This window comes from Cellulosimicrobium sp. SJTW-1 (assembly GCF_047716875.1).
Lineage (GTDB): Bacteria > Actinomycetota > Actinomycetes > Actinomycetales > Cellulomonadaceae > Cellulosimicrobium > Cellulosimicrobium funkei.
In genome coordinates, this window is record NZ_CP136680.1 from 1,195,372 (window position 1) to 1,210,546 (window position 15,175).

Annotated in this window: 11 protein-coding genes; 4 read left to right on the top strand and 7 right to left on the bottom strand. The window is 74.2% G+C overall.

What is annotated here, in order from left to right:
• Window positions 1-71: 71 nt before the first annotated feature.
• Together RSE42_RS05460 and RSE42_RS05465 are read right to left on the bottom strand one after the other, a co-directional pair.
• Window positions 72-1,607 carry a helix-turn-helix domain-containing protein gene (locus RSE42_RS05460; RefSeq protein WP_198163091.1) on the bottom strand — a complete coding sequence of 512 codons (1,536 nt, stop codon included), beginning with the start codon at window positions 1,605-1,607 and terminating at the stop codon, window positions 72-74.
• A gap of 137 nt (window positions 1,608-1,744) precedes the next feature.
• Window positions 1,745-2,446 (bottom strand): exonuclease domain-containing protein, encoded by a 702-nt coding sequence (locus RSE42_RS05465; RefSeq protein ID WP_415298092.1) that lies wholly within the window; start codon window positions 2,444-2,446, stop codon window positions 1,745-1,747.
• 148 nt (window positions 2,447-2,594) lie between these two features.
• On the opposite strand from RSE42_RS05465, the gene RSE42_RS05470 reads away from it, so the two are divergent.
• Genes RSE42_RS05470 through RSE42_RS05485 form a run of 4 tightly spaced genes read left to right on the top strand, consistent with a single transcriptional unit; the run spans window position 2,595 to window position 7,057 of the window.
• On the top strand, window positions 2,595-3,719 hold the full coding sequence (locus RSE42_RS05470) for a GuaB3 family IMP dehydrogenase-related protein (RefSeq protein ID WP_043655795.1): 1,125 nt from the start codon (window positions 2,595-2,597) through the stop codon (window positions 3,717-3,719).
• A gap of 7 nt (window positions 3,720-3,726) precedes the next feature.
• Window positions 3,727-4,365 (top strand): GNAT family N-acetyltransferase, encoded by a 639-nt coding sequence (locus RSE42_RS05475; RefSeq protein WP_415298094.1) that lies wholly within the window; start codon window positions 3,727-3,729, stop codon window positions 4,363-4,365.
• Window positions 4,362-5,417 (top strand): GNAT family N-acetyltransferase, encoded by a 1,056-nt coding sequence (locus tag RSE42_RS05480; RefSeq protein ID WP_415298095.1) that lies wholly within the window; start codon window positions 4,362-4,364, stop codon window positions 5,415-5,417. Before RSE42_RS05475 ends, RSE42_RS05480 begins: the two co-directional genes overlap by 4 nt.
• Entirely contained in the window at window positions 5,414-7,057 is a 1,644-nt protein-coding gene (locus tag RSE42_RS05485) for a succinic semialdehyde dehydrogenase (RefSeq protein WP_415298097.1), read from the top strand. The genes RSE42_RS05480 and RSE42_RS05485 overlap by 4 nt, the downstream gene beginning before the upstream one ends.
• 10 nt (window positions 7,058-7,067) lie before the next feature.
• Here the strand turns inward: RSE42_RS05485 and RSE42_RS05490 are convergent, their stop codons facing one another.
• The 5 genes from RSE42_RS05490 to RSE42_RS05510 form a co-directional block, all read right to left on the bottom strand.
• A complete protein-coding gene (locus RSE42_RS05490; protein WP_415298099.1) occupies window positions 7,068-7,754 on the bottom strand; it encodes a SanA/YdcF family protein in 687 nt (228 codons plus the stop codon).
• A gap of 134 nt (window positions 7,755-7,888) precedes the next feature.
• Window positions 7,889-8,944, bottom strand: a complete 1,056-nt coding sequence (locus RSE42_RS05495; protein ID WP_415298101.1) for a DUF4031 domain-containing protein — start codon at window positions 8,942-8,944, stop codon at window positions 7,889-7,891.
• 110 nt (window positions 8,945-9,054) lie between these two features.
• Window positions 9,055-10,314: an acetate/propionate family kinase gene (locus RSE42_RS05500; RefSeq protein WP_043656335.1), complete on the bottom strand. Its 1,260-nt coding sequence runs from the start codon at window positions 10,312-10,314 to the stop codon at window positions 9,055-9,057.
• Window positions 10,311-12,500 carry a phosphate acetyltransferase gene (gene pta, locus RSE42_RS05505; protein ID WP_415298102.1) on the bottom strand — a complete coding sequence of 730 codons (2,190 nt, stop codon included), beginning with the start codon at window positions 12,498-12,500 and terminating at the stop codon, window positions 10,311-10,313. Before pta ends, RSE42_RS05500 begins: the two co-directional genes overlap by 4 nt.
• A complete protein-coding gene (locus RSE42_RS05510) occupies window positions 12,497-14,998 on the bottom strand; it encodes a phosphoketolase (RefSeq protein WP_415298104.1) in 2,502 nt (833 codons plus the stop codon). The genes pta and RSE42_RS05510 overlap by 4 nt, the downstream gene beginning before the upstream one ends.
• Between the last annotated feature and the right edge of the window lie 177 nt (window positions 14,999-15,175).

A 15,175-nucleotide genomic window follows, 5' to 3' on the forward strand; every position in this document is an offset into this window, starting at 1 on the left:
CAGGAGGGCGGCCCGTCGTGGTCGTGCCGCGCGGTCCAGAGGGAGCTGACGGCGCCGAGGGCGGCGAGGGGTCAGTCCCGGAACGTCTCGATGTTCGCGCCGAGCTCGCGCAGGCGCTCGGTGAGGCCCTCGTAGCCGCGCGCGATGATGTCGACGCCGCGCAGGACGGAGGTGCCCTTCGCGGCGAGCATCGCGAGCAGGATGACGACGGCGGGGCGCAGGGCGGGCGGGCAGCTCACCTCGGCGCCCGACCAGCGCGTCGGGCCCGTCACCTGGAGCCGGTGGGCGTCCAGGAGCCGCACGTCGGCGCCGAGCCGCGTGAGGTCGGTGAGGTGGATGGCGCGGCCCTCGTAGACCCAGTCGTGGATGAGCGTCGTGCCCTGCGCGTTCGCGGCGATGACCGCGAAGAACGGCAGGTTGTCGATATTGAGGCCGGGGAACGGCATGGGGTGGATCTTGTCGATCGGCGCGTGCAGCTCGCTGGGGTGCACCGTGACGTCGACGAGGCGCGAACGGCCGTTGCGCGCCACGTACTCGGCGCTCAGCGTGTACCGCAGGCCCATCTCGGCGAGGGTCGCGAGCTCGATCTCCATGAACTCGATCGGGACGCGGGCCACGGTGATCTCCGAGCCCGTGACGATGCCCGCGGTGAGCAGGCTCATCGCCTCGACCGGGTCCTCCGAGACGGCGTACTCCACGTCCACGTCGATGTCGGTGCGGCCGTGCACGCGCAGGGTCGTCGTGCCGATGCCCTCGACCTGCACGCCGAGCAGCTCGAGGTAGAAGCACAGGTCCTGCACCATGTAGTTGGAGCTGGCGTTGCGGATCGTCGTCACGCCGTCGCGGCGGGCCGCGGCCATGAGCGCGTTCTCGGTGACGGTGTCGCCGCGCTCGGTGAGGACGACCGACAGGTCCGTGCCCGACGCCGGGGCGACGGTCGCGTGGTAGTTCCCGCCCGTCGCGGTGACGGCCAGGCCGAAGGGCCGCAGGGCGATCATGTGGGGCTCGACGGTGCGGGTCCCGAGGTCGCAGCCGCCCGCGTACGGGAGCTCGAACGTGTCCCGCAGCCCGAGCAGCGGCCCGAGGAACATGATGATCGAGCGCGTGCGGCGCGCGGCGTCCACGTCGATCGCGGCCAGGTCGAGGCGCTCCGGCACGACGATCTCGAGGTCGCGGCCGCCCGTCGTCCACGTGGCCCGCACGCCGATGGAGCGCAGCACGTCGACGATGCGGTCGACCTCGACGATGCGGGCCACGCCGCGCAGGGTGGTGCGGCCGCGGTTGAGGAGCGAGGCGCACAGCAGCGCGACCGCGCCGTTCTTGGAGGAGTTCACCTCGATGCGGCCGGAGAGGGTGTGGCCGCCCTGGACGCGCAGGTGCGCGTGCTTGGGGCCGCCGAGGCTGATGATCTCGGAGTCGAGCGCGAGCCCGATGCGGTTGAGCATCTCCAGGCTGAGGTTCTGCGAGCCCTGCTCGATGCGGTGCACGGCGCTCTGGCTCGTCCCGAGCCGCTCCGCGAGCTGGGTCTGGGTGAGACCCCGGTTCTGGCGGGCGCCGCGGATGAGCGCGCCGACCTGCGTGAGAGGTGCGTCGTCGATCGCTGTCATGAGAGCGACGATAACTCATGGATGAGATATCGACGCGGCGGCGGGCGCCCTCAGGCCCGCGCCCATGCCTTCATCACACGACCTTCACCCGCATCATGAGATATGCCTGCAGGTGGCGCTGCGTGTGTGTGCCCGGGTCAGCCCGGCCAGCGCCCGTCCGCGCCGGCGCCGACGTAGGGCTGGTCGCGGTCCGGGTCCAGGGAGTCGACCCACCGCCGGTGCGCGACGACCTGCAGGTCGTGCAGCGTGACTGGCCCGAGCCCGGCCAGGTCCGGGTACGCGCGCGCGAGCGCGTCGAGCAGGTCGAGCGTCGCGAGCACGTCCCCGTCCGCCGTGTGCAGGGGCCCGACGTCGAGCACCTCGTAGCGCGCGCACAGGTCGACGAGCCGGCGCTTGCCCTCGCGCGCCGGGTCCCACGCCCGGTCGAGCACGAGCGGGTCGAGCACCGGCCGCACGGGCCGCCCCAGGCGCGCGGAGAGCGTCGGCAGCCCGTGCCGCACGAGCTCGGTGTCGAGGATCGCGAGGTCGAACGCGGCGTTGTAGGCGACGAGCGGGACGCCGTCGCGCTGGGCGTCGACGACGAGCGTCGCGATCTCGTCGAGCGCGACGGCGGGGACCGACCCGTGCGCCGCGGCGTGCGCGGTCGTGATGCCGTGGATCCCCGTGGCCTCCGCCGGGATCTCGACGCCCGGGTCGAGGAGCCACGTACGGACGTGCGTGGCGCCCGGCTCGCGGAGCACGAGCGCGGCGGTGACGACGCGGTCGACGTCGACGTCGAGGCCCGTGGTCTCGGTGTCGAGACCGAGCAGCGGTCCCGCCGTCCAGGGCGTCGTCGTCATGGTCCACCTCTGCCGTCCGGTCGGGGCCCGGGGCGCCCGGCGCTCCCGTCGTCGCCGGACGTCCCGGCGACGAGCGTCACCCTGCCAGCGCCCACCCACACGGTGGTCGGTGCAGGTGACGGGCACGGCCCGCCGGTAGGCTGACCCGGTGAGCAACGAGATCGAGATCGGACGTGGCAAGCGCGGTCGGCGCGCGTTCTCCTTCGACGACGTCGCCGTCGTGCCCTCGCGGCGCACGCGCGACCCGGAGGAGGTGTCGGTCGGGTGGCAGATCGACGCCTACCACTTCGACCTGCCGATCCTCGCGGCACCCATGGACTCGGTCATGAGCCCGGCGACCGCCGTCGCGCTCGGCAATCACGGCGGCCTCGGCGTCCTCGACCTCGAGGGCCTGTGGACGCGCTACGACGACCCGACCGCGCTCCTCGAGGAGATCGCCGCGCTCGAGCCGCTCGAGGCGACGCGCCGCATGCAGGAGATCTACGCCGAGCCCATCAAGGCCGACCTCATCACGCAGCGCCTCAAGGAGATCCGCGCGGCGGGGGTCACCGTCGCCGCGGCCCTGTCGCCGCAGCGCACCCAGGAGCACTACCAGACGGTGGTCGACGCCGGCGTCGACCTGTTCGTCATCCGCGGCACGACGGTCTCCGCCGAGCACGTGTCCGGCGTCGCGGAGCCGCTCAACCTCAAGCGCTTCATCTACGAGCTCGACGTCCCGGTCGTCGTGGGCGGCGCGTCCACGTACACCGCGGCGCTGCACCTCATGCGCACGGGCGCCGCGGGCGTCCTCGTCGGCTTCGGCGGCGGCGCCGCCCACACCACGCGGGTCTCGCTCGGCATCCACGCGCCCATGGCGACCGCGGTCGCGGACGTCGCGGCGGCCCGCCGCGACTACCTCGACGAGTCGGGCGGCCGCTACGTGCACGTCATCGCGGACGGCGGCGTCGGCCGCTCGGGCGACCTCGTCAAGGCGGTCGCGTGCGGCGCCGACGCGGTGATGCTCGGCGCGGCGCTCGCGCGGGCCGAGGAGGCGCCGGGCAAGGGCTGGCACTGGGGCTCGGAGGCCCACCACGCCCAGCTCCCGCGCGGCGAGCGCGTGCGCGTCGGCACGGCCGGCACCCTCGAGGAGATCCTCTTCGGGCCGGGCCGCCAGGCGGACGGCACGCTCAACCTCGTCGGCGCGCTCCGCCGGGCCATGGCGACGACCGGGTACTCGGACCTCAAGGAGTTCCAGCGCGTCGAGGTCGTCGTCTCTCCGTACCAGCCCCGCTGAGCCCGCCGTGGCCGGACGCATCGCCGACGGTCCGCGCCTGACGCACGCCGGCGACGGCGCGCCGGGCGGCAACGGCTCCGTGCCCGCCGCGGGCGCGGGCCGCCCGGAGACTGACGTCGCGGACGCGGTCTCGACGGAGGCCTCCACCGACCTGGTCTTCACCGAGGTCGAGGACGCCGACGTCGAGGCGGTCGTCGCGCTGTGGCGGGAGTGCGGGCTCACCCGGCCCTGGAACGACCCGTACCGCGACCTCGCCGACGCCCGCCTGGGCGAGACCTCGACGGTGCTCGTGGGTCGCGCGACGCGCGACCTGCCCACGGTGGCCCCGGGCGGTGCTCCCGAGGCGCCCGGGGTCGCGGCCGGGGAGCTCGTCGCGACGGCGATGGCCGGCGTGGACGGGCACCGTGGCTGGCTCTACTACGTAGCGGTCGACCCGCGCGTCCAGGGGCGCGGCACGGGCCGTGCGACGGTCGTGGCGGCGGAGGCGTGGCTCGCCGCGCAGGGCGCGCGGGCCGTGCGCCTCATGGTGCGCGCCACGAACGACGCGGTGCGCGGCTTCTACGAGCGCCTGGGGTACGCGGACCAGGAGTGCGTCGTGCTCGGCCGCCCGCTCGGCGCCCCGGACGCCCGCGACGCCGGACGATGACCCCCGCCGCGTGGCGGCCGGACGACGACGAGCTCGCCGCCCTCGAGACCGAGCACCGCGCGCGCGTCGCCGCGCTCGACCCGCTCGTGGCGGTCCCCGCTCTCGGTGCCACCGCGGGCGACGAGCGTCTCCTCGCCGTGCGGCTCCCGGACGGCTCCCGGGCCGCGGGGCTCCTCGGCGTCGGGGACGTCGGACCCGGCTCCGCGGCGGCAGGGTTCCGCGCGCTGCGCGAGCACCGGCTGCGGGCGCGCGCGGCGGGACCGGACGTGGGCGGCGCGGTCCGCGCGCTCGTCGCGGCCTGGACGGCGCGCGTCGCGCGCGACCCGGGCAGCGCACCGGCGGGCGACGGGCTGCCCGAGCGGGGCCCCGCACCCCGCGACCACGGTCTGGCGCTCCTGTGGCCGAGCCGCGACGTCGAGGCCGTGGGCGCCCTCGCGGCGAGCGGCCTGCGCCCGACCGTGCACCTCGCTGCCCGTCGCGGCGCCCCGCCGGCCCGGCCCCGCACCGACCTCCCCGGGATCGTGCTGACCGACACCGGCCCGGACGACGTGGCCGCCGTCGTCGAGCACCAGCGCGCCGAGCTCGCGTACGACGAGCTCGTGGGCGCGGCCCGCGTCCGGCCGCTCGCGGCCGAGCACCTCGCCGCCCAGGTCGCCGCCGCCGTCGAGAACCCGCGCACCACGGTCCTCGTGGCGCGCCACCAGGGGCCGGGGGAGCGGACGGGCGAGGTCGTGGGCGTCGTCGCGGTCGAGCCTCCGGAGCGCTCCGGGGCCGTGGCCGGGACCGTCACGGCGGGGCCGGTCGCCTACCTCGTCCTGCTGCACGTGACGGGCAGCGCGCGCGGTACCGGGGTCGGCGGGACCCTCGTCGACGCGGCGCTCGCCCGCGTGCACGAGCAGGCGGGGCCGGGCGCCGTCGTCGTGCTGCACCACGGCGTGCTCAACCCGCTGTCCGCGCCCTTCTGGGCGCGGCAGGGGTTCCGGCCCGTGCTCACCACGTGGGAGCAGCCCGTCGACGCGCTGTCAGCGCCACGACGTAGCCTGTCCCCATGACGAGCTCATCCGGCACACCCGGCTCCGGGCGCGGCGACGGCGCCGCGCTGGACGGCCTGATCGACCCCGAGAACCCGGCCGCGACCTACGTCCTCGAGCCGGAGGTCGTGGCCCCCCTCGCGCAGCGCGTCGTCACGAGCAACGAGGCGGGCATGCACCGCTCCGTCCTGCCGTCCACGGGAGCCCCGCTCGCCGCGGTCCCCGTCTCGTCCGTCGAGGACGTCGCCCGTGCCGTGGAGCGGGCCCGGGCCGCGCAGCCGTCCTGGGCCGCCCGCTCCGTGCGCGAGCGCGCGGCGGTGCTGCGGCGCTTCGGCGAGCTCGTGCTCGCGCGCCAGTCGGACGGCCTCGACCTCATCCAGATGGAGTCCGGCAAGTCGCGGCGCAGCGCGTTCGAGGAGGTCGCGGACGTCGCGATCCTCACGCGCCACTACGCCCAGCGCGGCCCGCGCTACCTCGCCGACCGGCGGGCGCCGGGGATGCTGCCCGTGCTCACCGGCACGCGCGTGCACCGTCGTCCTGTGGGCGTGGTCGGCGTCATCGCGCCGTGGAACTACCCGCTGACGCTCGCGTTCGCCGAGGCCGTGCCCGCGCTCGTGGCGGGGAACGCCGTCGTGCTCAAGCCGGACCCGCAGACGACGCTCACCGCGCTGTGGGGCGCGGAGCTGCTCGAGGAGGCGGGGCTGCCCGCCGACCTGTTCCTCGTCGTCGCGGGCGGGGGAGACGTCGGCGCCGCGGTGACCGACCACGTGGACCACATCGCGTTCACGGGCTCGACGGCCACCGGCCGCAAGGTCGCGGCGCGCGCGGGGGAGCGCCTCATCGGCGCGACGCTCGAGCTGGGCGGCAAGAACCCGCTCTACGTCGCGGCCGACGCCGACGTGCGCGCCGCCGCGCGCGGCGCCGTGCGCGCGTGCTTCTCCAACTCCGGCCAGCTCTGCGTGTCGATCGAGCGGCTCGTGCTGCACGAGGACGTGGCGGACGCGTTCCTCGACGAGTTCGTGCCCCTCGTGCGTGAGATGCGTCTCGGCGCCGGGCTCGACTACTCGGCGGACATGGGGTCGCTCACGTCGCAGGCGCAGCTCGACCGCGTGGTCGCCCACGTCGAGGACGCCATCGCGCGCGGCGCGCGCGTCCTCGCGGGCGGCGTGCACCGGGCGGACATCGGGCCGTGGTTCTACGCGCCCACCGTCCTCGACGACGTGCCTGACGACGCGGCGTGCGCGCGCGAGGAGACGTTCGGCCCGGTCGTCTCCGTGCGCCGGGTCGCGAGCGACGACGAGGCCGTCGAGGTCATGAACGACACCGAGTACGGGCTCAACGCGAGCGTGTGGACGCGCGACGCCGCCCGGGGCCGCCGGATCGCGGCCCGCGTCGAGGCCGGGACGGTCAACGTCAACGACGGCTACTCCGCGACGTGGGGCTCCGTCGGGGCGCCGATGGGCGGGTTCAAAGCGTCGGGCCTCGGGCGCCGCCACGGGCGCGAGGGGATCGAGGCCCTCACCGAGGCGCAGACGATCTCCGTGCAGCGCGGCGCGAACCAGGGCCTCACGCTCGACACGCTCTACCAGCTCGGCGGGGAGCTGCCGAGCAAGGTCCTCACGTCGGCGCTCGACGTCATGCGCCGCCTGCGGCTGCCCTGACGGAGCCCGCTCAGCGGAGCACGGCGTCGAGCACGGCCTTCGTCGCCGCGGGAACCTCGCGGGCGCGGTAGAGCACGGCCTTCCACGGCTCCACGCTCGCCGCGCTCACGCCGACCCCCACGGCGTCGAGACCTGCGACGCGGCACGAGAACAGCGTGCGCGGCAGGTGGTACCCCTGCGTGACGACCACCGCCGTGCCGACGCCGAACTCCGACGCCGCGCGCGTGCACGTCGCGTGGGTGTCGAAGCCCTCGCGGTCGAGCAGGATCGCGTCGTCGGGCACGCCGCGGCCCAGCAGCCACGCGCGCATCGAGCCGGGCTCGTCGTAGTCGTCGTGCGCGTCGCCGCTCACGAGGACGACGGGCGCGACGCCCCGGTCGTAGAGCTCCGCCGCCGCGTCGAGCCGACGGCGCAGGTACGTGGACGGCGTCCCGTCCGGCCGCAGGCCCGCACCCGGGACGACAATCGCGTCGCTCGGCGGCACGTGCGCCGGGTCGGCGACGTGCGAGCGCCCCACGGCCTGCACCACGACGAACGGCGCCAGGACGAGCACCACGAGCCCGGCGGCCGTCCCGAGGGTCAGGCGCCGCCGTCGGGACCGGCGCGGACGCCCCGACGAGGACCTGTCGGATGACGGTGCTGTCGCGGCTGCTGCTGACGGCGTGGTGGCGGGCGGCGACGCCGGATCGTCGGTCACGTCCCGACCCTAACCTCGCCGCCGCGTCGACCAGGCGCTCCTGGCTGGCCGAGCAGGTGGTCCTGGTCCGTCCGCCGCCCGGGACGGACCAAGACCGCCTGTTCGGCGGGCGGGGGTGGGGGAGGGGGAGAGGGTCAGGTGGGGGAGGTGAGGGTCGTGAGCTCGGCGGTGAGGTTGGCGCGGGCGCGGTCCTCCCAGAGCGCGGCGGCCTGCGGGGTGCGGAACAGCGTGCCGCCCTCGAGCAGCGCGCGCAGGACGGCGGCGCGCCCGGCCCGGAAGGCGTCGTCGGGCACGTGGGCGTACTCGGCGCGCACCTGGCGGGCGTAGCGGGCGTACCGGTCCGGCGCGGACCCGAGGACGGCGAGGTCGGCGTCCGAGACGAGCGCCCCGGGTGCGTCGCCGGGCGCCGGGGCGTGGTCGGTCGTCACGAGCACGAGCCGCACGACCTCCTCGACCTCGCGGGCACCGAGGTGGCCCGTCAGCCGGGCGTCCGCGAGCTCGGCCGACCGCTCCTCGTCGCGGCCCGCCTCGCCGTCGTGCACGGCGTCGTGGAACCACAGCGCGAGCTGCGTCACCGCCGGCATCGGGCCCGTGCCCGACGCCGCTCCGCCCGATACCGCTCCGCCCGACACCGCTCCGCCCGATACCGCTCCGCCCGATACCGCTCCGCCCGACGACGCTCCGCCCGACGCCGCGCCGCCCGACGCCGCGGCGGCACCTCCGCGGGCGGGTGGCCGGGCGGCGTCGGGCACGCCGGGCGGGCGTCCTTCCAGGAGCGCGAGCGAGTCGAGCGCGTGCACGAGGTGCTCGGGTCCGTGGTAGACGCGGTGCGGCTCGTGCCAGCGCTCGACGAGCTCGACGCCGACGTCGCGCGCGCCCGGGAGGAGCACGTCCCAGCGCGCGAGGAGCGCGTCGGCCTTCGCCGCGCGCCGCGCCCGGCCGGGGACGCGCAGGCCGGAGGCGCCGAGGCGCCGCGCGAGCTCGCGACCCCCGACGGGCACCGCGCCCGCGGCGACCGCGACGTCGTACCGCTCGGCGGCGACGTCGTAGTGGTCGAGGTCGAACGCCCGCGGGCTCACGCCGATCGACGCCGCGAACGCGTGCAGCTCCGCGAGCGACGCGTCGGACACCAGATGGCTGAACAGCGTCCCGTGCGCGGGCCACGTGGGCGGGTCGATGAGAACGGTCACCGCCCGAGCATGCCACCGACCGGCGAGCCGACGCGCGGGCGTCGGCTCACCGGCCGGGGAGCGGCCTGAGCCGCGCAGGTATCACCCGGACGAGTCCGGGCGTGCGGGGATCAGCCGGCGCGCGAGGCCGCCTCGACGACCTCGACCGACTGGCGCGCGATGGCGAGCTCCTCCATCGTCGGGACCACCATGACGAGCGTGCTCGTCCAGTCCGGCGAGATGACGCGCGGCTCGCCGGAGTCGACGGCGTTGCGGTCCGGGTCGACGGCGAGGCCGAGCGGCTCGAGCCCCTCGACGACGGCGGCGCGCACCTCGGCGTCGTGCTCGCCGACGCCTGCGGTGAAGGCGACGACGTCCACGCGGCCGAGCACGGCGGCGTACGCGCCGACGTACTTGCGCAGCCGGTGGATGTACACGTCGAACGCGAGGCGGGCACCCTCGTGGCCGGCCTCCATGAGCCGGTGCAGCTCGCGGAAGTCGTTCACGCCGGACAGGCCCTTGACGCCCGAGCGCTTGTTGAACAGGTCGTCGATCTCGTCGATGCTCATGCCCGCGTTGCGCGCGAGGTGGAACACGACCGCGGGGTCGATGTCGCCCGTGCGCGTGCCCATGACGAGGCCCTCGAGCGGGGTCAGGCCCATCGACGTCTCGACCGGCACGCCGCCCTTGACGGCCGACGCGGAGGCGCCGTTGCCGAGGTGCAGGACGATCGTGTTGAGCCCCTCGATCCGGCGCCCGAGGACGCGCGCGACCTTCCCCGAGACGTACTGGTGGCTCGTGCCGTGGGCGCCGTAGCGGCGGATCGCGTACTTCTCGGCGACCTCGGCGTCCAGGGCGTACGTCGCGACGTGCTGCGGCAGCCGCTGGAAGAACGCGGTGTCGAACACCGCGACGTGCGGCACGTCGCCGAGCAGCGACCGCGCGACCTCGATGCCCTTGACGTTCGCCGGGTTGTGCAGCGGCGCGAGCGGGGACAGCGAGCGGATCCGCTCGAGCACGCCGTCGTCGACGAGGACCGGGTCGGCGAACAGCGAGCCGCCCTGCACGACGCGGTGCCCCACCGCGTACACGTCGGCGTCCGAGAGCGTCGGGCCGACCTCGTCGAACATGCTCAGCGCGATGCGCAGCGCGTGCCCGTGGTCCGCGACGGGCTCCTCGCGCGTCGTCGTGTTCCCGGCGAACCGGTGCTTGATGATCCCGGACTCCTCGCCGATGCGCTCGATCGTGCCCGCGGCGATCGCCTCGCCGCCGACGGGGTTGACGAGCTGGTACTTGAGCGAGGACGACCCCGAGTTCATGACGAGCACGGACCCGTGCGCGCCGTACGCGCTGTAGGGGTTGGGGCGCTCGCCCTCGGGCAGGATCGTCATGACGTGGCTCCCTGGGAGTCAGAGGTGGGGTCGGCGGCGTCGGCCGGGGCCTGCGCCTGGATCGCGGTGATCGCGACGGTGTTGACGATGTCCTGCACGAGCGCGCCGCGCGAGAGGTCGTTCACCGGCTTGTTGAGGCCCTGGAGGACCGGGCCCACCGCGACGGCGCCCGCCGAGCGCTGGACCGCCTTGTAGGTGTTGTTGCCCGTGTTGAGGTCCGGGAAGATGAACACGGTCGCGCGCCCCGCGACGTCCGAGCCCGGCATCTTCGACGCCGCGACGGACGCGTCCACGGCCGCGTCGTACTGGATCGGGCCCTCGACGAACAGGTCGGGCCGGCGCTCGCGCACGAGCGCGGTGCCCCGGCGCACCTTGTCCACGTCGGCCCCCGAGCCGGACTCGCCGGTCGAGTACGACAGCATCGCGACCCGCTGGTCGACGCCGAACTGCTGCGCCGTCGCCGCCGAGGAGATCGCGATGTCCGCGAGCTGCTCGGCCGTCGGGTCGGGGATGACTGCGCAGTCGCCGTAGACGAGCACGCGGTCCTGCAGGCACATGAGGAACACGGACGAGACGACGGACACGCCCGGCTGGGTCTTGATGATCTCGAACGACGGCTTGATGGTGTGCGCCGTCGTGTGCTTCGCGCCCGACACCATGCCGTCCGCGAGCCCGAGGTGGACCATCATCGTGCCGAAGTAGGACACGTCCTGGACGCGCTCGCGCGCCTCCTCGAGCGTCATGCCCTTGTGCGCGCGCAGCCGTTGGTACTCCGCGGCGAACCGCTCGACGAGCTCCGGGTCGTGCGGGCTGACGACGTGCGCGGCGTCGATGTCGAGGCCGAGCTCCGCCGCGCGGGCGCGGACCTTCTGCTCCTCGCCGAGGATCGTCAGCTCCGCGACCTGACGGCCGAGCAGCGTGGACGCGGCGCGCAGGATGCGGTCGTCGTCGCCCTCGGGCAGCACGACGTGCTTGCGGTCCGCGCGGGCACGCGAGAGCAGCTCGTACTCGAACATCAGCGGCGTGACGACCTCGGGCCGGGGCACGTCGAGCCCCGCGAGGAGCGCCGCGCCGTCGACGCTCTGCTCGAACAGCGCCAGCGCCGTGTCGACCTTGCGCTGCGACTCCTTGGTCACGCGGCCCCGGGCGCTCGCGGCGGCGCTCGCCGAGCGGAACGTCCCGAGGTCGGTGCGGATGATCGGCAGGCTCGGGTCCAGGTCGGCCACGAGGCGCGCCGTCGACTCGGGCGGGAAGAAACCGCCGTTGAGGATGACGCCCGCGAGCGACGGGAAGCCCGACGCCGAGTGGGCGGCGAGCAGCCCGATGAGGATGTCCACCCGGTCGCCGGGCGTGATGACGACGGCGCCGTCGGTGAGCCGGTCGAGCAGGTGCTCGAACGACATCGCACCTACGAGCAGGTCGGTCGCCTCGCGCGCGAGGAGCTCCTCCTCGCCGAACGCGAGCGTCCCGCCCACGGCCTCCATGAGGATCCGCACGGTCGGCGCGTCGAGGAACGGGTCCTCGGGCACCGCCCAGCCCGGCAGCCGCGTACCCGGGGTGGGCTGCGCCGTCGGGCCCGACGACGTCCCGCCCGCGAGCGGCTCGCCGTCCGGGCCCAGCGACCCGAGCAGCGCGCGCACCGCGTCGAGGTCGTCCGGCTGCACGCGGTTCGCGACGACGCCGATGGGCTGCGCGTGCTGCGAGCGCAGCTCGGCGACGCTCACCTCGATGAGGTTGCCCACGGCGTCGGGCGTGCGGCCCTTGCCGGAGACGACGAGGAGGACCGGTGCGCCGAGGTTCGCCGCGACGCGCGCGTTGAACGACAGCTCGGTCGGCCCGGCGACGTCGGTGTAGTCCGTGCCCACGACGACCACGAAGTCGCACTGGCTCGCGACCTCGTGGTACCGGGCCACGATCCGCGAGAGCGCGGCCTCCTGGTCGGCGTGGACGTCCTCGTACGTGACGCCGATCGCCTGCTCGGCGGTGACGTCCACGCCGTCGTGCGCGAGCAGGAGCTCGAGCACGTAGTCCTGCACGTCCGGGCCGGCGGCCCGGGTGACCGGCCGGAAGACCCCGACCCGCTGGACCTTGCGGACCAGCAGGTCGAGGACCCCCAGCGCGATCGTGGACTTGCCCGTCTCGCCCTCGGGCGAGGTGATGTAGATGCTGCGAGCGGTGTCGCTCACTCGTTGTCTCCTCCGGTGTCCTGCACGGCGGCGCTCGCGCCGTTGTACTGCGGGCCACCCTCCTCGGTCGCCGTCTCGCCGACGTCCGGCCACACCCAGTCGCGCACCTCGGGGATGTCCTCCCCGTGCTCGCGGGTGTACTGGCGGGCCGCCAGCCGCGCGTCGACCATCTCCTGGCGCAGGCCCGCGTAGGTCGAGCGCAGGGACGGCACACGGTCGATGACGTCGATCACCAGGTGGTAGCGGTCGATGTCGTTGAGCATGGCCATGTCGAACGGGGTGGTGGTGGTGCCCTCCTCCTTGTAGCCGCGCACGTGGATGTTCGCGTGGTTCGTGCGGCGGTACGTGAGGCGGTGGATGAGCCACGGGTAGCCGTGGTAGTTGAAGATGACCGGCCGGTCCGTCGTGAAGAGCGTGTCGAAGTCCTTGTCCGACAGGCCGTGCGGGTGCTCCTTCTCGTCCTGGAGCCGCATGAGGTCCACGACGTTGACGACCCGGACCTTGAGGTCGGGGATGCGCCGGCGCAGGATGTCCGCCGCGGCGAGCACCTCGAGCGTGGGCACGTCGCCCGCGGCGCCGAGCACGACGTCCGGGTCCTCGCCCTCGACCTCGGTGCCGGCCCAGTCCCAGATGCCGAGGCCGCGCGAGCAGTGCGCGATCGCCTGGTCCATCGACAGGAACTGCGGCGCCGGCTGCTTGCCCGCCACGACGACGTTCACGTACTGGCGCGAGCGCAGGCAGTGGTCGTACGTCGAGAGCAGCGTGTTCGCGTCCGGCGGCAGGTAGACGCGGACGATCTCGGCCTTCTTGTTCACGACGTGGTCGATGAAGCCCGGGTCCTGGTGGCTGAAGCCGTTGTGGTCCTGGCGCCACACGTGGCTCGACAGCAGGTAGTTGAGGCTCGCGACCGGGCGCCGCCACGGGATGTGGTTCGTGACCTTGAGCCACTTCGCGTGCTGGTTGAACATCGAGTCGACGATGTGGATGAAGGCCTCGTAGCTCGTGAACAGGCCGTGCCGCCCGGTGAGCAGGTAGCCCTCGAGCCAGCCCTGGCACTGGTGCTCCGACAGCATCTCCATGACGCGGCCGGCGCGCGCGAGGTGCTCGTCGACGTCGGGCCCGAAGAAGTCGGCGTTCCACTGCTTGTCCGTGACCTCGTACACGGCCTGGAGGCGGTTCGACGCCGTCTCGTCGGGGCCGAAGATCCGGAAGTTGTCCGGGTTCTTCCGCACGACGTCGGTGAGCCACTGCCCGAGGACGCGCGTCGACTCGGCGATGCTGCTGCCCGGCCCGGTGACGTCCACGGCGTAGTCGCGGAAGTCCGGCAGGCGGAGGTCCTTGAGCAGGAGGCCGCCGTTCGCGTGCGGGTTGTCGCTCATGCGGAGCGTGCCCTCGGAGGCGAGCGCGGCGACGTCGTCGACCAGGCGGCCGTCCTCGTCGAACAGCTCGTCGGCCCGGTAGGACTCGAGCCAGCCGCGCAGCACCTCGAGGTGCTCCGGCGTGTCCCGGGCGCTCGCGAGCGGCACCTGGTGCGCGCGCCACGAGTCCTCGGTCTTCTTGCCGTCGATGACCGGCGGGCACGTCCAGCCCTTCGGCGTGCGGAACACGATCATCGGCCACGCGGGACGCTCGTCGTTCCCCGCCGCGGCGTCGGCCTTGATCTGCGCGATGTGGTTGAGCACCTCGTCGAGGAGCTGCGCGAAGCGGCGGTGCACCTCGAAGTGGTCCTCGCCGTCGAACCCGCCCGTGAAGAAGTAGGGCGTGTGGCCGTAGCCGATCATGAGGTCGCGCAGCTCGTCGTCGCTGATGCGCGCGAGCACCGTCGGGTTGGCGATCTTGTAGCCGTTGAGGTGCAGGATCGGCAGGACGACGCCGTCGTTGCGCGCGTTGACGAACTTGTTCGAGTGCCAGCTCGTCGCGAGCGGGCCCGTCTCCGCCTCGCCGTCGCCGACGACCGCGGCGACGAGCAGGTCGGGGTTGTCGAACGCGGCGCCGTACGCGTGGGAGAGCGCGTAGCCCAGCTCACCGCCCTCGTGGATCGACCCGGGCGTCTCCGGCGCGACGTGGCTCGGGATGCCGCCCGGGAAGGAGAACTGGCGGAACAGCCGGCGCAGGCCCTCGGTGTCCTGGGTGACGTCCGAGTAGGTCTCGGAGTACGTCCCCTCGAGGTACGCGTTCGCGACGAGGCCGGGGCCGCCGTGGCCGGGGCCGGCGACGTAGATCGTCGACTGGCGGCGCTGCGCGATCGCGCGGTTGAGGTGCGCGTAGAGGAAGTTGAGGCCCGGCGTGGTGCCCCAGTGGCCCAGGAGGCGCGGCTTGACGTCCTCGCGGTCCAGCGGCGTGCGCAGCAGCGGGTTGTCGAGCAGGTAGATCTGGCCGACCGAGAGGTAGTTCGCCGCGCGCCACCAGGCGTCGACCCGACGCAGGGTGTCGTCGTCGAGCGGTGCGATCTCGGCGGGCTGCCAGGCGGTGGACTCGGTGACGGTGGTCGTGCTCATCTCACGCTCCTGCGGGGGAAGGGTCCGTGAACGACTACGGCTTCATACAACCCCATCGACCGGGGGCCTGCACTATTCCTCCTGGCGCCCGGCGGTGTGACCTGCGCCCGCGACGGCACAAAAGGTCCAAGGTCCCGCGCCCGGGAACCACGGCCGAGGACGTTGTCCCCGGCCTCG

Bases quoted from the DNA above. Each gene is read 5' to 3' on its own strand.
- RSE42_RS05460 (WP_198163091.1), bottom strand. From the start codon at position 1,607: ATGACAGCGATCGACGACGCACCTCTCACGCAGGTCGGCGCGCTCATC.
- RSE42_RS05465 (WP_415298092.1), bottom strand. From the start codon at position 2,446: ATGACGACGACGCCCTGGACGGCGGGACCGCTGCTCGGTCTCGACACC.
- RSE42_RS05480 (WP_415298095.1), top strand. From the start codon at position 4,362: ATGACCCCCGCCGCGTGGCGGCCGGACGACGACGAGCTCGCCGCCCTC.
- RSE42_RS05485 (WP_415298097.1), top strand. From the start codon at position 5,414: ATGACGAGCTCATCCGGCACACCCGGCTCCGGGCGCGGCGACGGCGCC.
- RSE42_RS05500 (WP_043656335.1), bottom strand. From the start codon at position 10,314: ATGACGATCCTGCCCGAGGGCGAGCGCCCCAACCCCTACAGCGCGTAC.
- RSE42_RS05510 (WP_415298104.1), bottom strand. From the start codon at position 14,998: ATGAGCACGACCACCGTCACCGAGTCCACCGCCTGGCAGCCCGCCGAG.